This window comes from Autumnicola tepida, assembly GCF_031846485.1.
Lineage (GTDB): Bacteria > Bacteroidota > Bacteroidia > Flavobacteriales > Flavobacteriaceae > Autumnicola > Autumnicola tepida.
This window is the reverse complement of sequence record NZ_JAVRHQ010000001.1, coordinates 553,473-568,834: the sequence shown is the minus strand read 5'-3', so window position 1 is coordinate 568,834 and position 15,362 is coordinate 553,473. Positions and strand designations below refer to the sequence as shown.

12 protein-coding genes and 1 tRNA gene are annotated in these 15,362 nt (G+C 40.4%); 3 read left to right on the top strand and 10 right to left on the bottom strand.

Annotated elements, in window-relative coordinates; all coding sequences use genetic code 11:
* From RM553_RS02610 to RM553_RS02595, 4 genes are all read right to left on the bottom strand, one after another.
* A partial coding sequence (locus tag RM553_RS02610; RefSeq protein WP_311533413.1) for a hypothetical protein occupies positions 1–798 on the bottom strand: 798 nt, incomplete at its 3' end.
* 274 nt (positions 799–1,072) lie between these two features.
* Positions 1,073–2,629, bottom strand: a complete 1,557-nt coding sequence (locus tag RM553_RS02605) for a DUF5123 domain-containing protein (protein ID WP_311533412.1) — start codon at positions 2,627–2,629, stop codon at positions 1,073–1,075.
* A gap of 31 nt (positions 2,630–2,660) precedes the next feature.
* Positions 2,661–4,454 (bottom strand): RagB/SusD family nutrient uptake outer membrane protein, encoded by a 1,794-nt coding sequence (locus tag RM553_RS02600; RefSeq protein ID WP_311533411.1) that lies wholly within the window; start codon positions 4,452–4,454, stop codon positions 2,661–2,663.
* Between the two features lie 13 nt (positions 4,455–4,467).
* On the bottom strand, positions 4,468–7,737 hold the full coding sequence (locus RM553_RS02595; protein ID WP_311533410.1) for a SusC/RagA family TonB-linked outer membrane protein: 3,270 nt from the start codon (positions 7,735–7,737) through the stop codon (positions 4,468–4,470).
* A gap of 684 nt (positions 7,738–8,421) precedes the next feature.
* On the opposite strand from RM553_RS02595, the gene RM553_RS02590 reads away from it, so the two are divergent.
* A complete protein-coding gene (locus tag RM553_RS02590; protein WP_311533424.1) occupies positions 8,422–10,023 on the top strand; it encodes a ScyD/ScyE family protein in 1,602 nt (533 codons plus the stop codon).
* Positions 10,024–10,050: 27 nt separating this feature from the next.
* Positions 10,051–10,305 (top strand): hypothetical protein, encoded by a 255-nt coding sequence (locus RM553_RS02585; RefSeq protein ID WP_311533409.1) that lies wholly within the window; start codon positions 10,051–10,053, stop codon positions 10,303–10,305.
* Positions 10,306–10,539: 234 nt separating this feature from the next.
* Here the strand turns inward: RM553_RS02585 and RM553_RS02580 are convergent.
* The 6 genes from RM553_RS02580 to RM553_RS02555 all read right to left on the bottom strand — a co-directional run bounded on the left by RM553_RS02580 (position 10,540) and on the right by RM553_RS02555 (position 14,425).
* Positions 10,540–10,613: transfer RNA gene (locus tag RM553_RS02580), tRNA-Arg, on the bottom strand.
* Between the two features lie 87 nt (positions 10,614–10,700).
* Positions 10,701–10,976, bottom strand: coding sequence for an ATP-dependent Clp protease adaptor ClpS (locus RM553_RS02575; protein ID WP_311533408.1), 276 nt, complete (start codon positions 10,974–10,976; stop codon positions 10,701–10,703).
* Positions 10,977–11,032: 56 nt separating this feature from the next.
* Positions 11,033–11,866: a 50S ribosomal protein L11 methyltransferase gene (gene prmA, locus RM553_RS02570; RefSeq protein WP_311533407.1), complete on the bottom strand. Its 834-nt coding sequence runs from the start codon at positions 11,864–11,866 to the stop codon at positions 11,033–11,035.
* Positions 11,867–12,619 (bottom strand): triose-phosphate isomerase, encoded by a 753-nt coding sequence (gene tpiA / locus RM553_RS02565; RefSeq protein WP_311533406.1) that lies wholly within the window; start codon positions 12,617–12,619, stop codon positions 11,867–11,869. It abuts the gene before it with no gap.
* Positions 12,620–12,772: 153 nt separating this feature from the next.
* Complete coding sequence (locus tag RM553_RS02560; RefSeq protein ID WP_311533405.1) at positions 12,773–13,867, bottom strand: BT_3928 family protein; 1,095 nt, start codon at positions 13,865–13,867, stop codon at positions 12,773–12,775.
* Between the two features lie 15 nt (positions 13,868–13,882).
* Positions 13,883–14,425 carry a DUF1599 domain-containing protein gene (locus RM553_RS02555; RefSeq protein WP_311533404.1) on the bottom strand — a complete coding sequence of 181 codons (543 nt, stop codon included), beginning with the start codon at positions 14,423–14,425 and terminating at the stop codon, positions 13,883–13,885.
* Positions 14,426–14,515: 90 nt separating this feature from the next.
* On the opposite strand from RM553_RS02555, the gene folP reads away from it, so the two are divergent.
* Positions 14,516–15,340 (top strand): dihydropteroate synthase, encoded by an 825-nt coding sequence (folP, locus tag RM553_RS02550; protein WP_311533403.1) that lies wholly within the window; start codon positions 14,516–14,518, stop codon positions 15,338–15,340.
* Positions 15,341–15,362: the final 22 nt, after the last annotated feature.

Genomic DNA, 15,362 nt, shown 5'->3' with positions numbered 1-15,362 from the left:
CCCACCTCCGGTAAAGCTAAGATCACCAACCGTGAAATCTGGCAAATTAATGTCCGAGGTTCCCGGGGTTATGGATGCATCATACCAGGAATTGATAATATCTACCGACAATTGATTATTGTATTCAGACGCATCAAGCTGTGTGGCACCAAAATCCCAAACATCGGTAAGATCACTGCCTGATTCTGAACTCATCGTATTACTTTCACGTACAATTCTAAAATAACTTGGTTTCCCGGTATCATCATAGATATTATAAGTACCGGAAGTTTCTGCCGTAAATTTTAATTCGGTAATTTCTTCCCCTACGGCAATGATATCATTCTGAAGTTCTGGATCTGCAGCATTTTGAAAATGAATATTACTGTCACCTTCCTGGGAAAGCGCCCAGATTGTTACTTCATCACCTTCAGCCAACTCGATGCTGAGGAACCTGCCTGTAGCACCCGATGAATTGATATAGACCCTTCCTTTAAAATCTTCATATTCATCAATATCATCATCATAACGGGTAAGATTCGTATTGCTGGTTCGCAGGCGGTCACTACCACCTCCTGTAAAGCTAAGATCTCCAACCGTGAAATCTGGCAAATTAATGCCCGAGGTTCCCGGGGTTATGGACGCATCATACCAGGAATTAATAATTTCTTCAGTCAACTGATTGTTGTACTCAGATTCATCGAGCTGTGTGGCTCCAAAATCCCAGACATCGGGAAGATTTTCTGAGGTTTCTTGTGAATAGCCCTGTAAAATTCCCAGAAGGAGGAACAGGCCTAATAAGTGTAATTTTTTCATCATTCCATAAAGATTTAATTTGGTTAAAATGTATTAATATGAAGACTATTAATCTTCCCTGTAAGCTTTCAGTTTTCTAAAATCCGGGACAGAATTCTATAAATGAGACATTTACTGCTGCCCGGGCATTTATTTTCACATTTATCGCGATAATTGCCTTTTCTGACTCAAACTTTGCCGATATCGTTTTCGCCCTGCATATGAAGTAAAAAAATAAAAGGGTATGTGTCCTTAAAACACATACCCTTTTTGATCTATTTAATTTTTTAAAACCATCTTATCTCCAACGAGGATCACCCACGTTATTATCAATTAATGTTTGATTAGTAACCGTAAAGTCTCCAGTAGATGGATCTACAAAACCAGGATCTAAGTTGAAGTAATTGCTATCATCATAAATATACTGCGATGTATCCAGGAATCCGGGTGCATTGAAGTAATTATTATTACTAAAGTCCGGAGATTCATCTATCCCCTCCCTGTCTGCATAACCTTCTGAATCGGTTTCAGCAATAATCGTATTTCTAACTGTTACATCATTGGATACAAACCGAATGTATAATATCCTGCTACTATCATTATCAGAAACAGCGTATAAAGTGCAACTATCTATGAGTATATTAGCAGTTATACCACTATCATTGGAAGTTCCAGCGGCATCCATTCTTATGAAATCGCGGTCTGGTGCACAATTATAGAAAGTACTTGTTAAAATATTAACATTAAGTACATCTGAATTTCTAAAATCTATAAAGTCCCCTCCTGAAGTAAAGATGTTATACACAATACTATTTTCAACAGTAAGTGTTTGTAAAATGGCATCAGTTTCATTACCGGCAATAAAGGAACGTCCATAATCATGGATGTTACAGCCGCTTATCAACAGAGAATTAAAGCTGCCCGGGCCAGTATACCTAACAACATCTGACAGGTCTGATGATCCTTCACCAAGACCCTGCAGGTCCAGATCTATCAGTTCCACATCCTCTGCACCGGCAACAAGTTCAAAATTCATTTTCAGCATAGGTTTGTCGTAACTTCTCAAACCTCTTATGGTAATGGATTTGTCCAGGGTTACAGTTCCTGTTTGTTCGGTATAATCTCCTGGTTCAAGAACAAGGATGTCTCCTGCAATGGCATCGGTTATCATTTGCAGCAAATCATCCTCCGGGGTAACCAATTTGCCGTCACCTATGTCAATCCCTGTGGTAAACTCTCTAATACCTCTTATCTGGCTGTCATTAAACAAGGTTGCGGTATATTCCGTTTCAGGCGTGAGCCCAGTAACCGTAGCCATTCCCCCTGCCACTTCCTCTGGGGTTAGGGTATGGGTAATATCGCCCGGACTTATACTGATTTCAGTCACCTCGCTACCTGGAACCCATCTAAAAATAGCTTCTTTAGCCTTAACATCATCTGGTTCGCCTTCTATAAAAAGTTGTTCTGTTAGAGTTCGCGCTGTAGTAACAGCCCAGGAAGAATCATCATTTCCTCTATCGCTAATGGCCTTCACCCTAATTGAATATAAGGTCTCACTTTCCAAAGGTACTGTTACCGGTAATTCCTCTGGATTAACCTCAATGGTTTTCACTATATTATTGAAGCTTAGTGAATCCTTAGAAAACTCTACAATATAGCTGTTAACATTTTCATCAACCGTCCAGTTTAACTCTACATTTATCTGATTCCTTACGAAGGACCTTAGATTAACCGGAGCAAATTCCCTGTCTACCGGAAGGTCTTCGATAAGCTCCTTATCATAGTCACAGCCCGTAATGGTAGCCGTAAGCAGAATCGCTATCAGTAAACTTTTAATGATATATTTTACTTTCATAATTCAATAAATTAATTCTTTTATTTAAGTTCTAGTAACCGTAATCGTTTACCAACTGACCATTACTGGCATCGATAAAGACCTGCCAGATCGGCCAGAATTGTCTTTCATCCACATTAACTCCCGGCTTATAGATGGTGTTTATAATTTCATCCAGTGGCTGATCCCACGGAAAAGCAGAATAATCGGGTCCGGGATTTGAAGTCTCCCCTCTTTCTAAACCATAGATATCAAGGGTATAGCCATCATCTTCATACCTGTAATAAAGGGTTGTTGGCACGTTGGCATAATCTCCTGTCCTATTCTCGAGATTTGCCAATTCCTGCTTTTCTTCATCCAGTTTTTCACTTAAAAGGTTCCATCTAATAAGATCCATTTTTCGATCCATCTCTCCTGTGTACTCATATTTGTACTCCTCTACGATAGCATTGAACATTTCTTCCTTGGAACCTAGCGCATCTACATAAGCATCCACTTTTTCACTATGCAAATCTGAAGGAAAAGCCCTTCTGCGGATTTCTTTAAGATAAGGCGCTGCCGCTGCAGGGCCTTCCAGTTCATTAGCTGCTTCTGCTGCGGTTAAAAGAATTTCGGCATATCGCATGTATATAAAATTAACGCCATCATCATTTGTAGAAGTTACATAACGATCCATCCATTCGTAGCGGTATTTACCGAAGTACCAGGTATCGATACCAACCAGCTCCTGTTGGGCAATTCCCTCTATTGCGGCACCCCACTCATAGGGAACACAGGTAACATCCCTACGCGTATCATCTTCATCATAATCATAAAACACAGTAGGAGTAGGACCTGCAGTACCACCACGTGGCTGAGCCGTAAACTGGTCTGCACTGCGGTGGCGTACGGCAAATGAAAATAATACACGCCCGCGGCCATCGGCAAAGGGTATTTCCCATAAGGATTCCCCGCCTGCGTTAATATTTTCCTCGTTATATGCTCTCCAGAAACCTTCAAAAGAAGGATTTAGGGAAGCTGTCCCGCTATTAATTACAGACCTACACTCTTCCAGTGCCAGCTGGTACATATTCTGAACGGAAAGATCGGGGTCATTACTTCTTCTAACCCCATCAGGATACTGCTGATAGCCAGCCGCAACCATTGCCAACCTGGCCCGTAATCCTTTTACAAAGGCTTTATTAATACGTTCTACTGTGGTGGTTGCAGCTGATTGATTAGGCCATGCCACCAATGTGGATGCCTCGCCTAAATCGGCGATCAGCCGTTTATAAATGGTGTCACGGCTTGTTTTTGGCAAATATAGTGTCTCACTGGTAATAGGTTCAAAACGTGCCGGAACATCGCCCCAGGTCTTCATTAGATCGGCATAATAAATTGCCCGATAGGTAAGGGCTGCACCTAAGAGCTGACCAAATTCAGTTCCTGGTTCAGGATTACCATAATTTCTTAAACCTCTAATTACAATATTTGCCCTTTCTATGCCCTGGTACATCATTGCCCAGGCATTATTATCGGTATTCATTCGGGAATTGCTGGGCTTTGCATCATAATAAACCAGGTCTGCATCCGACCCTTCATCGCCTGCACTATAATTATATTCCACATCGGTATTAAACCCGTAATATGGAATAAAACGACCCCTGTAAGAGTTGGTTTGCCCAACAGGTTCCAAAATACCGTCCACAGCACCCTTTGCTAAATCTACTGTTGAAAAAATAGTTGATTCATCGAGGGTTGACTTTGCCGGAGCATCCAGATAATCTTCATCTAAAAAATCTTCCTCGCAGGATACCACCAGGCTTGTTATAAGAAATACTGAACAGATTTTTATTAAATTTTTCATTTTCATCTAATTTTTAAAAATTAAGGTTTAGCCCAAATACCACTTGCCTGCTTCTGGGGAATGGAGAATAATCAACCCCCGGTGTAAGAGGAGTCTGCCTCCTGGTAGAAACTTCAGGATCTAGTCCTGAATAATCGGTAAGGATAAACACATTATTTGCAGTTGCGTACAATCGCAGTTTATTAATTCCGTATTTAGACATTAGTGAATCAGGAAGGGTATAACCTAAAGTAATTGTATTTAACCTAAGGAAAGATCCATCTTCCACAGCCCAATCACTAAATACGTAACTACGCATATAAGGAGACCACATTGTAGTATTGGCGTTTACAGCCGCTAACTGGTCTGGATCTGTTATTAGCTGGCCGCTTTCAGGATCAAGATTTGTCCATCTGTTACCATCTGCCATAATAGTACTCAGGTTTCTGTACTGGCTATTTTCATTGGCGGTGGTATATTGTATCTTGTTTGCATTATAAACGTCATTTCCAACACTATAGTTAAAGGCTGCTGAAAAGTCGAAACCATAAGCATACGCATTAAGGACAAAACCACCGGTAAAATCTGGGTTAGCATCCCCAATAATAGAATTATCTTCAATATCTACCACTCCATCGCCATTAATATCCTGCAACTTTAAAGATCCAGGCATGAGTTCGCCTACTATAGCACTATTATCCACTACTCCGGGTTTTAGCGTATAGGTCTCTGTTGCGGGATCAAAGTCAAAATCAGAAACTTCGTAGCGCCCATCATTTCTATACCCATACATTGCTCCTACAGGCTGGCCTTCCCAAATCGCATAATCGCTACCTATCTGGGAAGAAGCCCATCCTGAATATTCCTGATAATCTTCTAATGATCCCAGGGAATTAATCTTATTCCTGTTTGCTGAAATATTAAAATTGAAGCTCAATCCATAGTCCTGCTTGGTGATTGCATTATAATTTAATGAACCTTCTATACCGGTGTTCTGGATCTCACCAAGGTTTCTATACTGATATTCATATCCCGACCCGGGAGTCCGGAAGGCAAGCAATAAATCTGTTGTTAGGTTTTTATATGCTTCAACACTACCGCTTAATACGCCCTGCAGCACTTCGAAGTCAAGACCAACATTTTGAGTTACCGTAGTTTCCCACCTAAGATCTGGATTAGCCAAAACCCTTGAAGCAGACCAGTACGTTGGAATACCATTTAGATAGGTTGTGGTGTTGGACTGGAAGCTTTGTACAGTTTGACCGGAAGGAATATTATTATTACCAGCCTCACCATAACTCAATCTAAGCTTAAGTGCGTCAAGCCACTCTGTATCCTGTAAAAAACCTTCTTCTTTTATCTTCCATGCTACCGCTGCCGAGGGAAAATACCCCCAGCGATTGTCTCCAAGGAATTTACTCGAACCATCGGCACGGTAAGTTGCTGTGACTAAATATTTATTTTGAAATTCATAATTAACACGGCCAAAGAAAGACAATAGCTTATCGTCCGGACTATAAAAGTTATCTACACTCTGCGGAATTCCCTGTGTAGTCAACTTCCTGGTGGTTTCAAAATCAAAATCTCTTGGAAAACCCTGTATTTCAGAGGTTTCAACATTATGTTGTGTCACGATCATTTCTTCACCTAAAAGTAACTTAAGGCTGTGATCCTCACTGAAGTAATCATTAAAGTTGAAATTAAGGGTATTTGCATTCCTAAAGCTTTCGCGCTTCCGATCACTATAAACCAGCGAAGGTAACCCCTGATTTTCTGCTGAAGGCCTGTTATTTGAATAATATGTAGAACGCCCGTAGTAACGGTAATCCTGCTCGTAACGCGTGTCCAGGCCAAAATCTGATTGAAATCTAAGATTCTCCAGGATATCCCAACCAAAGCTTCCCAGCATATTAAAATTCTTTCTTAGTTGCTGCCTTTGATTGTCGGCGGTAGCTACAAAAGGGTTTATTAAGTAGCTTGCCACGGCCCCCTCTGTATCAGAAGTTGTAGTAGTAAGGCCCGAAATTGGAATTGGAGAATATTGCACACTATATTTCAAGCGGGAATCAGAAGAAGAAATCTCATTTTGCTCATTGGCACCCCCACCATTAATCTCAGTGTCAGAATACCTAAGGGTAAAAGATAAATCCACCTTCTCACCAGCCTGGCTTTTTAGTGCAAGAGAAAGGTTGTCCCGTTTAAAATCAGAACCTATCATGATTGTATTTACATCGTAATGGGCATAATTAAAGTTGAAATTAGCCTTTTCAGAACCACCTCTAATCGCCAGGTCATAACTCTGAACTTCGCCCATATTGCCATAAATCTGCTTTTGCCAGTTATTGCCTTCCAGTCCGCTGTACTGATCGTAATCCTGCCACAAACCAAAGTATCTTTCATAAGAATCCAGGTTTTCAGGATCATCAAGCAAAGCATACTCATATTGCCATTTTACAAAATCTTCAGGCGAAAGAACATCTATTGTATTGGCGATCTTCTGGAAGCCATAAAAGGAATTGGCATTCACACTTATCTTACCACTAACCCCATCTTTAGTGGTAATGATAATTACCCCGTTTGCACCCCTGGAACCATAAATAGCAGTAGAGGAAGCATCTTTTAAAACTGAAATATTCGCAATATCTGTAGGGCTTATATCACTCATACTATTTACAGGAAACCCATCTACAATAATTAATGGTGAACTATCCTGGGTTAAGGAGCCGTTACCCCGAATACGGATATTAATTTCAGCATCAGGAGAACCTTCTGTAGATAACACCTGCACACCGGCCAGCCTACCTGTTAAGGTTTCAGCAACACTGGATTTCGCCTGTTCCTTTAATTCATTTCCCGAAATAGAAACTACAGAACCTGTTAAATCGGACCTTCGGCTGGTACCATATCCTACCACCACAACCTCATCCAGGGAACTTGAATCCACCTGAAGCGTGGCGTTAATAGCACTACGGCCATTTACAGGAACTTCAAGTGTTTTAAAGCCCACGTAACTAAAGACTAAAACAGCATTTTCTCCTGAAACCTCAATAGAATATTCTCCATCAAAATTTGTAACCGTACCGTTTGAAGTTCCTTTCTCCAGTACTGTAACTCCAGGAAGAGGTCCCCCGCTATCCTCAGCGATCACAGTTCCGGTTATCTCTGTATTTTGAGCATAAAGCGAATTACCTGAAAGTATAAAAACGAACATAAGTAACATCACTAAAGGAATACCGTCATGTTTTCTACCGGAAAATTCTTTCCTGCAGAGACAACATAATTTGTAGTGAATTTTTTTCTTCATAAAAACCTCATTTAATAAATGTGAAATTGAATTAGTTAGTCAAATAATTTTCATTTTCTTCTAAAACAAACCGAAAACGATATCGTAAAATGTCAAAAAAAGGAATTTAAGATCTATTTAAGCTTGCAACCTCAGGCATACTTATATAAGGGACAAAAATCACAATTATTTTAACAATGTAATCGATTACGTAAATATATTTATAAATTATTGATTACAAAATTTTTTACTTTAAAAAATAAAATTTTATGATTTACGCTAGGGAATAACGTATAATTAAGCTGCCATAGGCACTTAATTTCGAGAATATGATAAATTTCTCCTATTTTGGAATGCTTAGCCGGCCTCTGAAGCTAAAAAATGTAATCGATAACATAAATGCGGATGGGTGTTAAGAATAATCCTTCCCAGGGATATAAATTCTTTCGTTTAAAGAGAATTAAACTTCGGTTTTTCTCTTTCTACCACTTAAAAAATGCCTCTTCGTTTTGAAATTTTACAGGAAAACACCTATACCTTATTAAATAATTATACTCTACTTTCAGATATTTTCGAAGTTGTTTTTATTCCCCAATTAAATGATCTTCAAGTTTAACAGTACACCTCCCAAGAATCGCAAAAGAATCCTGGTCTTCTTTTTAGTACAATAGTTTTTAAAGCAACCATTTTAATTTATATAATGTGATGAAAAACTTGTCCAAATTATTGTTATTCCTGTCCTTTGATTTCCTGTTCATTTCTTGCAGTGAAGAAGAAAATTCCCCAATAGCCAGTGAAAAATCCAGCATCTCCTTTGGTGCGGTACTAAACGATTTGCTTGCGGATAAAGCAGCAGTTAAACAGGCGGTTAATGACTTGCCCGCCTGTTCAGATGATGATCCCTCTTATGTTGAAATTATTTTACTGCAGGACGTGGTTGAAGTCCTGGGGTCCCCAGGAGAACCTTTCCAAATTGACTTGGTTGCGGGAGAAACTTTTACACAGTACGTCCCTGAATTGGAACTGGACCCGGGAACCTATTCTTTAGATTATTTTGCGGTCTATAATTCTGCCGGTGAACTTATCTGGTTGGCCCCGCGGGGAGGCGAATTAGAAGGATTTGTCGAAAACCCGTTGCCTTTGACCATTAATTTAGGTGCCGGTGTTAAGAAGTATGTAGATGTTCCTGTTCTCTGTTATGATGAACGCCTTGTTAATGAATATGGATATCTATTCTTTGACCTTATCCCTACTGAATTAGTTGATTTCTGTTTCTTCGCCAATTTTTGCAAAAACAGCGGAAGACATTTTCCAGCTGCTTTTTCACTAGATATCTGGCTTGGAACAGATGACACAGGTATTCAATTATATTCCAATGAAGAAAACAATGTTTCAACTCAGGGCGAAGACCCCTCGGCTGAACCTTTATGTATTGTCCTTCCGGACCTGGCTGAGTTTGCCGATGATGAAGATTACATTTACTACGAAATCACTTTACTGGATTGGGCAGGTGTTTATGGTGATGCAGATGCCTCTACATTGAATGGAACTTTAAGCCGGGAAGATATTCAGGCGCATTTTGATGGAGATGAGGCTGTTGATTACGAGCACCTGATGTTTGGATGCAGCGATGGGATTATTACCCAGTTCAATGGCCCCTTGTTTGATTTGATTACGATACCTTACGGTAAAATTTTAGTAGCCGATGCTTCGGCTGGGATAAAAGATCTTTACGGAAATATGATACTGGATCTTCCCGGCGTTAATTCTATCGCCACAGTAGGAACAGGAAATATGTGGGCCACCACGGGCCCTGCCGAGGAGACACCCCTTGATGAGAATCAGCGGCTATATCAGGTTCTTAATAACCGTGTCGAAAAAGTCGTAAATCTTTTTGAATTTGAAGCGGCCTACAACCCCGATGGTGCAGATGTAAACTCCAATCCTTTTGATGTTAAAGCAATAAATGAAAATTTAGCTCTTGTAGTAGATGCGGGAGGCAATGATCTGTTACGTGTGGACAATTTGGGCAATATTGAAGTAGTGGCAGTTTTTCCTCCGGAAGTAGTATCTACCGATAATGTTAAAAATCTCGTCGGCTGTCCCGGTTCGGGAGCAGATCTCTGTGAATTGCCACCTATGATGCCGGCCCAGGCAGTACCCACCACAGTGGTAATTGGGCCCGACGGGTATTATTATGTGGGCGAGCTTAAAGGATTTCCAGCACCCACAGGTGAAGCAAACATTTGGCGAATCGCACCTAATGCAGAGGGAGCTATGTGCGGATCAAGCGCGGATTGTACATAGGCATTTGACGGCGGTTTCACTTCTATCATGGATATGACTTTTGGGGAAGACGGACTGTTATATGTTGCTGAAATGGATGTAAGAAGCTGGTTTGCAATAGAAGCAGGAGTAGGAGAAGGAGGCCGTATACAGGCATGTGACCCTGGAACGCTTCACTGTGAAGTTGTAGCCAGCAACATTCCGATGTTAACCTCAATTGTTTTTGATAAAGAAGGGAATCTCTGGGCTACAAGAAATGCCCTTATCCCCGGCCAGGCCGAAGTTGTGAAGATACCATTATAGCATCCTCTTGATTACTCTTACCGAGCCAGCCTTAAGAAAAGCTCTTTTATACTTGAAAATACCTGGAAAGGGACTGAAAATATGTTGGAGGTATTCATAGTTTTTTAAGATTAGATGAGGTTAATCCAGCCAACTTTTAAAATCAAATCAAATTAAATGATTTCCCAGAACCTAAAAAAACCGCACGAATCCTTAGATTTGCGCGGTTTTGATAAGAATAAATATCCTTAAAAGTGACCTCGCCAGGATTCAAACCTGGAACCTTCTGAGCCGTAATCAGATGCGCTATTCAGTTGCGCCACGAGGCCGTATTTTTAATGCTTAACCTTATCGGTAAGCGGCTGCAAATATAACAGATATTTCAAAACCTGAAAAGATTTCGATAATTTTTTTGACTAAACAATTTCAGCGCTCAATCCGGCTTCAAGAATTTTGGAGCAACGGGGTTTTAAATCTTCATAAGCGCCTGTCTTTACGGTGCATTTCCCTTTATAATGTACCAGCAAAGAACATTGCTCTGCCTGCTCCGGCGTATGGTCGCAGGTATAAATAAGCGTTTCGATTACATGATCAAAAGTGTTATAGTCGTCATTATACAGTACAATCTCATTCTCTTTTTTCTCCTTCGCCTTTGTACTTACTTTTTCTAAGACTTCTTCTTGCGTGCTCATCTTCAATCGTTTTTCAATAATAAATACTTATCTAAGATACAATCTTTCTAAAAACCTTAAAAAGAAAACTTTACAGCTACCCAATTGTTTCTTTCCAGGTGATCTTCATATTTAAGCCCTAATTCCGCAGCTGCATTTTTGATAATTTCAAGGTCTTCAGTATAAAATCCGCTAAAGTAAATTTCACCACCTTTATTCAGTGCCTCCACATAAGCCTGCATATCCTTCAGCAAAATATTACGGTTAATATTAGCCAGGATTGCATCATACTTTCTTCCCTGCAACAATTCTACGCCACCTTCTTCTACATTTATATGTTCGCAATCATTCCGTTCAATATTTTCAAGGGTATTTAAATAACACCAGTTATCAATATCTATCGCGTCTATTTTGGCTGCACCTTTTAAAGCAGTGAGAATTGCCAGCACACCAGTACCACAACCCATATCCAGTACACGCTTTTCCTCCCATTCATTCTCAAGGATAAGCTTGATCATCATATGAGTAGTGGCGTGATGCCCGGTGCCAAAAGACATTTTTGGTTCTATAACAATATCAAAATCTGCTTCAGGTTTTGGATGGAATGGCGCCCGCACACTGCAAATATCATCTACAACTATCGGACTAAAATTCTTTTCCCATTCCTCATTCCAGTTTACCTGCTCGATCTCAGACTGGCTATAGGTAATCTCAAATTCTTCAGATTGTAAAATATGCACGTTGGTTAGCAGGTCTTCCTCGTATTCTTCCAGGGGAATATAAGCCGTTACACCATCTTCATTTTCAACAAAACTTTCAAAGCCGAGGTACCCCAGTTCTGCCACCAGAATTTCTGAAGCGGGTTGTACCGGCTCAATTTTAAAGATGAATTCGAGGTAGTTCGATGCCATTTAAAACGAATTTACAATCGCCATAAAATCTACAGCTTTTAAGCTGGCGCCACCAATCAGGCCGCCGTCCACATCTTCCTTAGCAAAAATCTCTTTTGCGTTGGCCGGCTTTACACTTCCACCATATAAAATGGAAACCTCATCGGCAACCTGCTGGTTGTATTTTTCAGCAATATTTTTTCTGATAAAAGCGTGCATTTCCTGTGCCTGCTCTGGCGATGCTGTTTCTCCTGTACCAATTGCCCAAACAGGTTCGTACGCCAGGATGATTTTGCTCCAGGACTCTTCAGAAATTTGGTAGAGGCTTTCTTCCAATTGCCTTGCCACCACTTCAAAATGCTTCTCGCTTTTGCGGTCTTCCAGTTCTTCCCCAAAACAAAAGATTATTTCCATTTCGTTTTCCAGGGCCGCGTTTACTTTTTCAGCCAGGATCTCGTTGGTCTCATGAAAATGAGCGCGCCTCTCGCTATGTCCCAGAATTACGGTATTCACCCCTATACTTTTTAACATAGAAGCCGATACTTCTCCCGTAAAGGCACCGCTTTTTGCCTGGTGCATGTTTTGTGCGGCAACTTTAACAGGAGTATCTTTAAGCGCCTTAAATGTGCTGTACAAATTGGTGAAAGATGGCGCAACCATAACCTCGGCTTCCGGCTCTTTAACCATTTGCAGTTTTAGGTGCGAAAGCAATTCTTCGGTTTCCGCAAGGTCGTTGTTCATTTTCCAGTTTCCGGCTACAATATTTTTTCTCATAATTCTTTGGTTAATCTTTTTTCAGGTTGTTTTTTATGCCTGCCTGTGATGTTCCGGAGGCATTACAAATATATCGATAACAAACTACATAAGCTTAAAACCTATGATTTTAGCCTTGTTTTTATCAAAATTTTAAAGGAATAGCCCGTTGACTCATAAATTTATATCAGCCGCGTCAAACCAGTGTTTTTTCTGGGTTATTGTTCCTTTATTAAGCACCAGGATTCCGGGATTGGCTCTCACGATTGTTTTTAGCGCCGTTGCATCTCCCTGGTAAAACTCGAATTTCAGCCCAAATTTATTTATTATTTGCTGCTGAAGCTCTTCTCCGGAAGAAGTCACTCCCACAACTTTGTAACCTTTTTCCAAAGCTGCATCGCTTAATGATTTTATGGCTTTATAACCCTCACGTTCTGTGCTTTTAAGGTTATATGCCACAATAAAAAGTACTTTTTCAGCATTTAGTATTTCTGAAGTAATGTTCTCGCCATCATCTTCAATATAAAAATCATGAATTGGCGGCTCGTACCCCTCCTGCTCCAGTTCGGTTTCCACCCCAATAAATTCGCCTTCCTGCTGCGGGTACTTCCCCTTATTGGTAATTATTACCTCTTCGCCATTATTATTGAATTTCCATTTATATTCATAAACCGCTTCGGGCGCATTTTCAGGAACTTCCATTCCTTCCTGTATGTTTGCGCCAATTTTATACGGCCTGAAATCAAAAACCGGCAGGTGCATGAGTACATGATAGCAGAAAAGAAAACATAACATAAATGATAAAAATATGATCCAGCGATGCGAGGCGCGTGCAAAAACAGGCGTAATAAGTTTCCTTTTAAAAAACAACAGCAGGATTAAAAGCAAAAGAATGACATCTTTGGTAAACGACTGCCAGGGGGTTAGCGGGATGGCATCCCCAAAACAACCACAGTCGGTTACCTTGTTATAATAAGCAGAATAAAAGGTGAGAAACGTAAAAAACACGATCATGAGCAGCAAACACCAGGTGGTGAATTTTGGCAAATAACCTATCAGCAGCATAATGCCCAGTACCAGCTCAAATACCACCAGTAAAATGGCAATTACCAGCGCAAAAGGAATGAGCACCTCAATATTCAAAACGCTCTGGCTAAAATATTCCTGAAGCTTAAAGGAAAAACCAACGGGATCATTCAGCTTTATAAAACCTGAAAATATAAAAAGCACTCCTACCACCACACGGGCGATTCCTACTAATAACTTCATTTTTTTCGATTTTTGCTACTCAGCATCCTGCATCAGTATCAGTGCGAAAACGGAGTAATTTATCATGTCCTGGTAATTAGCGTCTATACCTTCGCTCACTAGGGTTTTTCCTTTATTATCTTCAATCTGCTTTACGCGCAGCAACTTCTGGAGGATCAAATCGGTTAACGAACTTACCCGCATATCCCGCCAGGCTTCTCCATAATCATGGTTTTTGTCCATCATCAGCTGTTTGGTTTCAGCAATCTTTTCATCATATAAAACAGCGGCTTCTTCAGCATTTAAATCGGGTTGTTCTGCAAAGCCTTTTTCCAGCTGAATAAGGGCCATAACCGAATAATTAATGATGCCAATAAATTCAGATTTTTCATCTTCATCTACTTTTCGCACCTTGTTTTCCTGGAGTTTCCTGATGCGCTGTGCTTTTATAAAAATCTGGTCGGTAAGTGAAGGCAGCCGCAAAATGCGCCAGGCACTCCCATAATCCTTCATTTTATTGGTAAACAAATTACGGCAGGTTTCCACCACCGCGTCGTATTGTTTTGAAGTATCCTGCATAAAAAAAGTAGTAATTTGCGTAAATTTCGGCCAAATATTCCAATTAGTCAAAGCTTTCTTCTGACTTAAAAACAGGCTAAAAATAAGAAAATGACCATAAACTGCGCCGGAAAACTTATAGATCTTTCACAACCCAAGGTTATGGGTATCCTTAATATTACCCCCGATTCTTTTTTCTCCGGAAGCAGAACAGCAGAGAAAGACGCTGTTTTAAGCAAAGCTGAAAAAATGCTGGAAGACGGCGCCGATTTTCTTGATATTGGCGGGTACAGCAGCAGGCCACAGGCAGAAAATATTTCAGTAGAAACCGAATTGAAAAGAGTCGTGCCGGTGGTGGAGCTGCTGCTGCAGTATTTCCCTAACGCCCTGCTTTCCATAGACACCTTCCGCAGTAAAGTAGCTGAAGAAAGCATCGCCACCGGAGCTCACATAATTAATGATATTTCTGCCGGTAATCTTGATAAAAAAATGATACCGATAATTGCCAAATATCAGGTGCCTTATATCATGATGCATATGAAGGGGACGCCGCAAAACATGAAAGAGCAAAATCAGTACAAAAATATGCTGCAGGAGATCCTTTATTATTTCTCTGAAAAAGTGAAGCAGGTCAGAGAAGCCGGTATTAACGACCTTATTATTGATCCCGGCTTCGGCTTTGCCAAAAATATCACCCAGAACTTTGAACTTCTAAATAAGCTGGAAATTTTCCAGATGCTCGAATTGCCGGTTTTGACCGGGATTTCCCGAAAATCGCTTATCTACAAAACCTTAAACACCACTGCTGAAAATGCGCTTAACGGCACCAGCATTTTAAATACCATTTGCCTGCAAAAAGGCGCAAACATTTTACGGGTGCACGATGTGAAAGAAGCGGTGGAATGTGTGAAATTAGTATCACAGATGAAAAAGTAGCTGTATATTTCCTATTTTTACA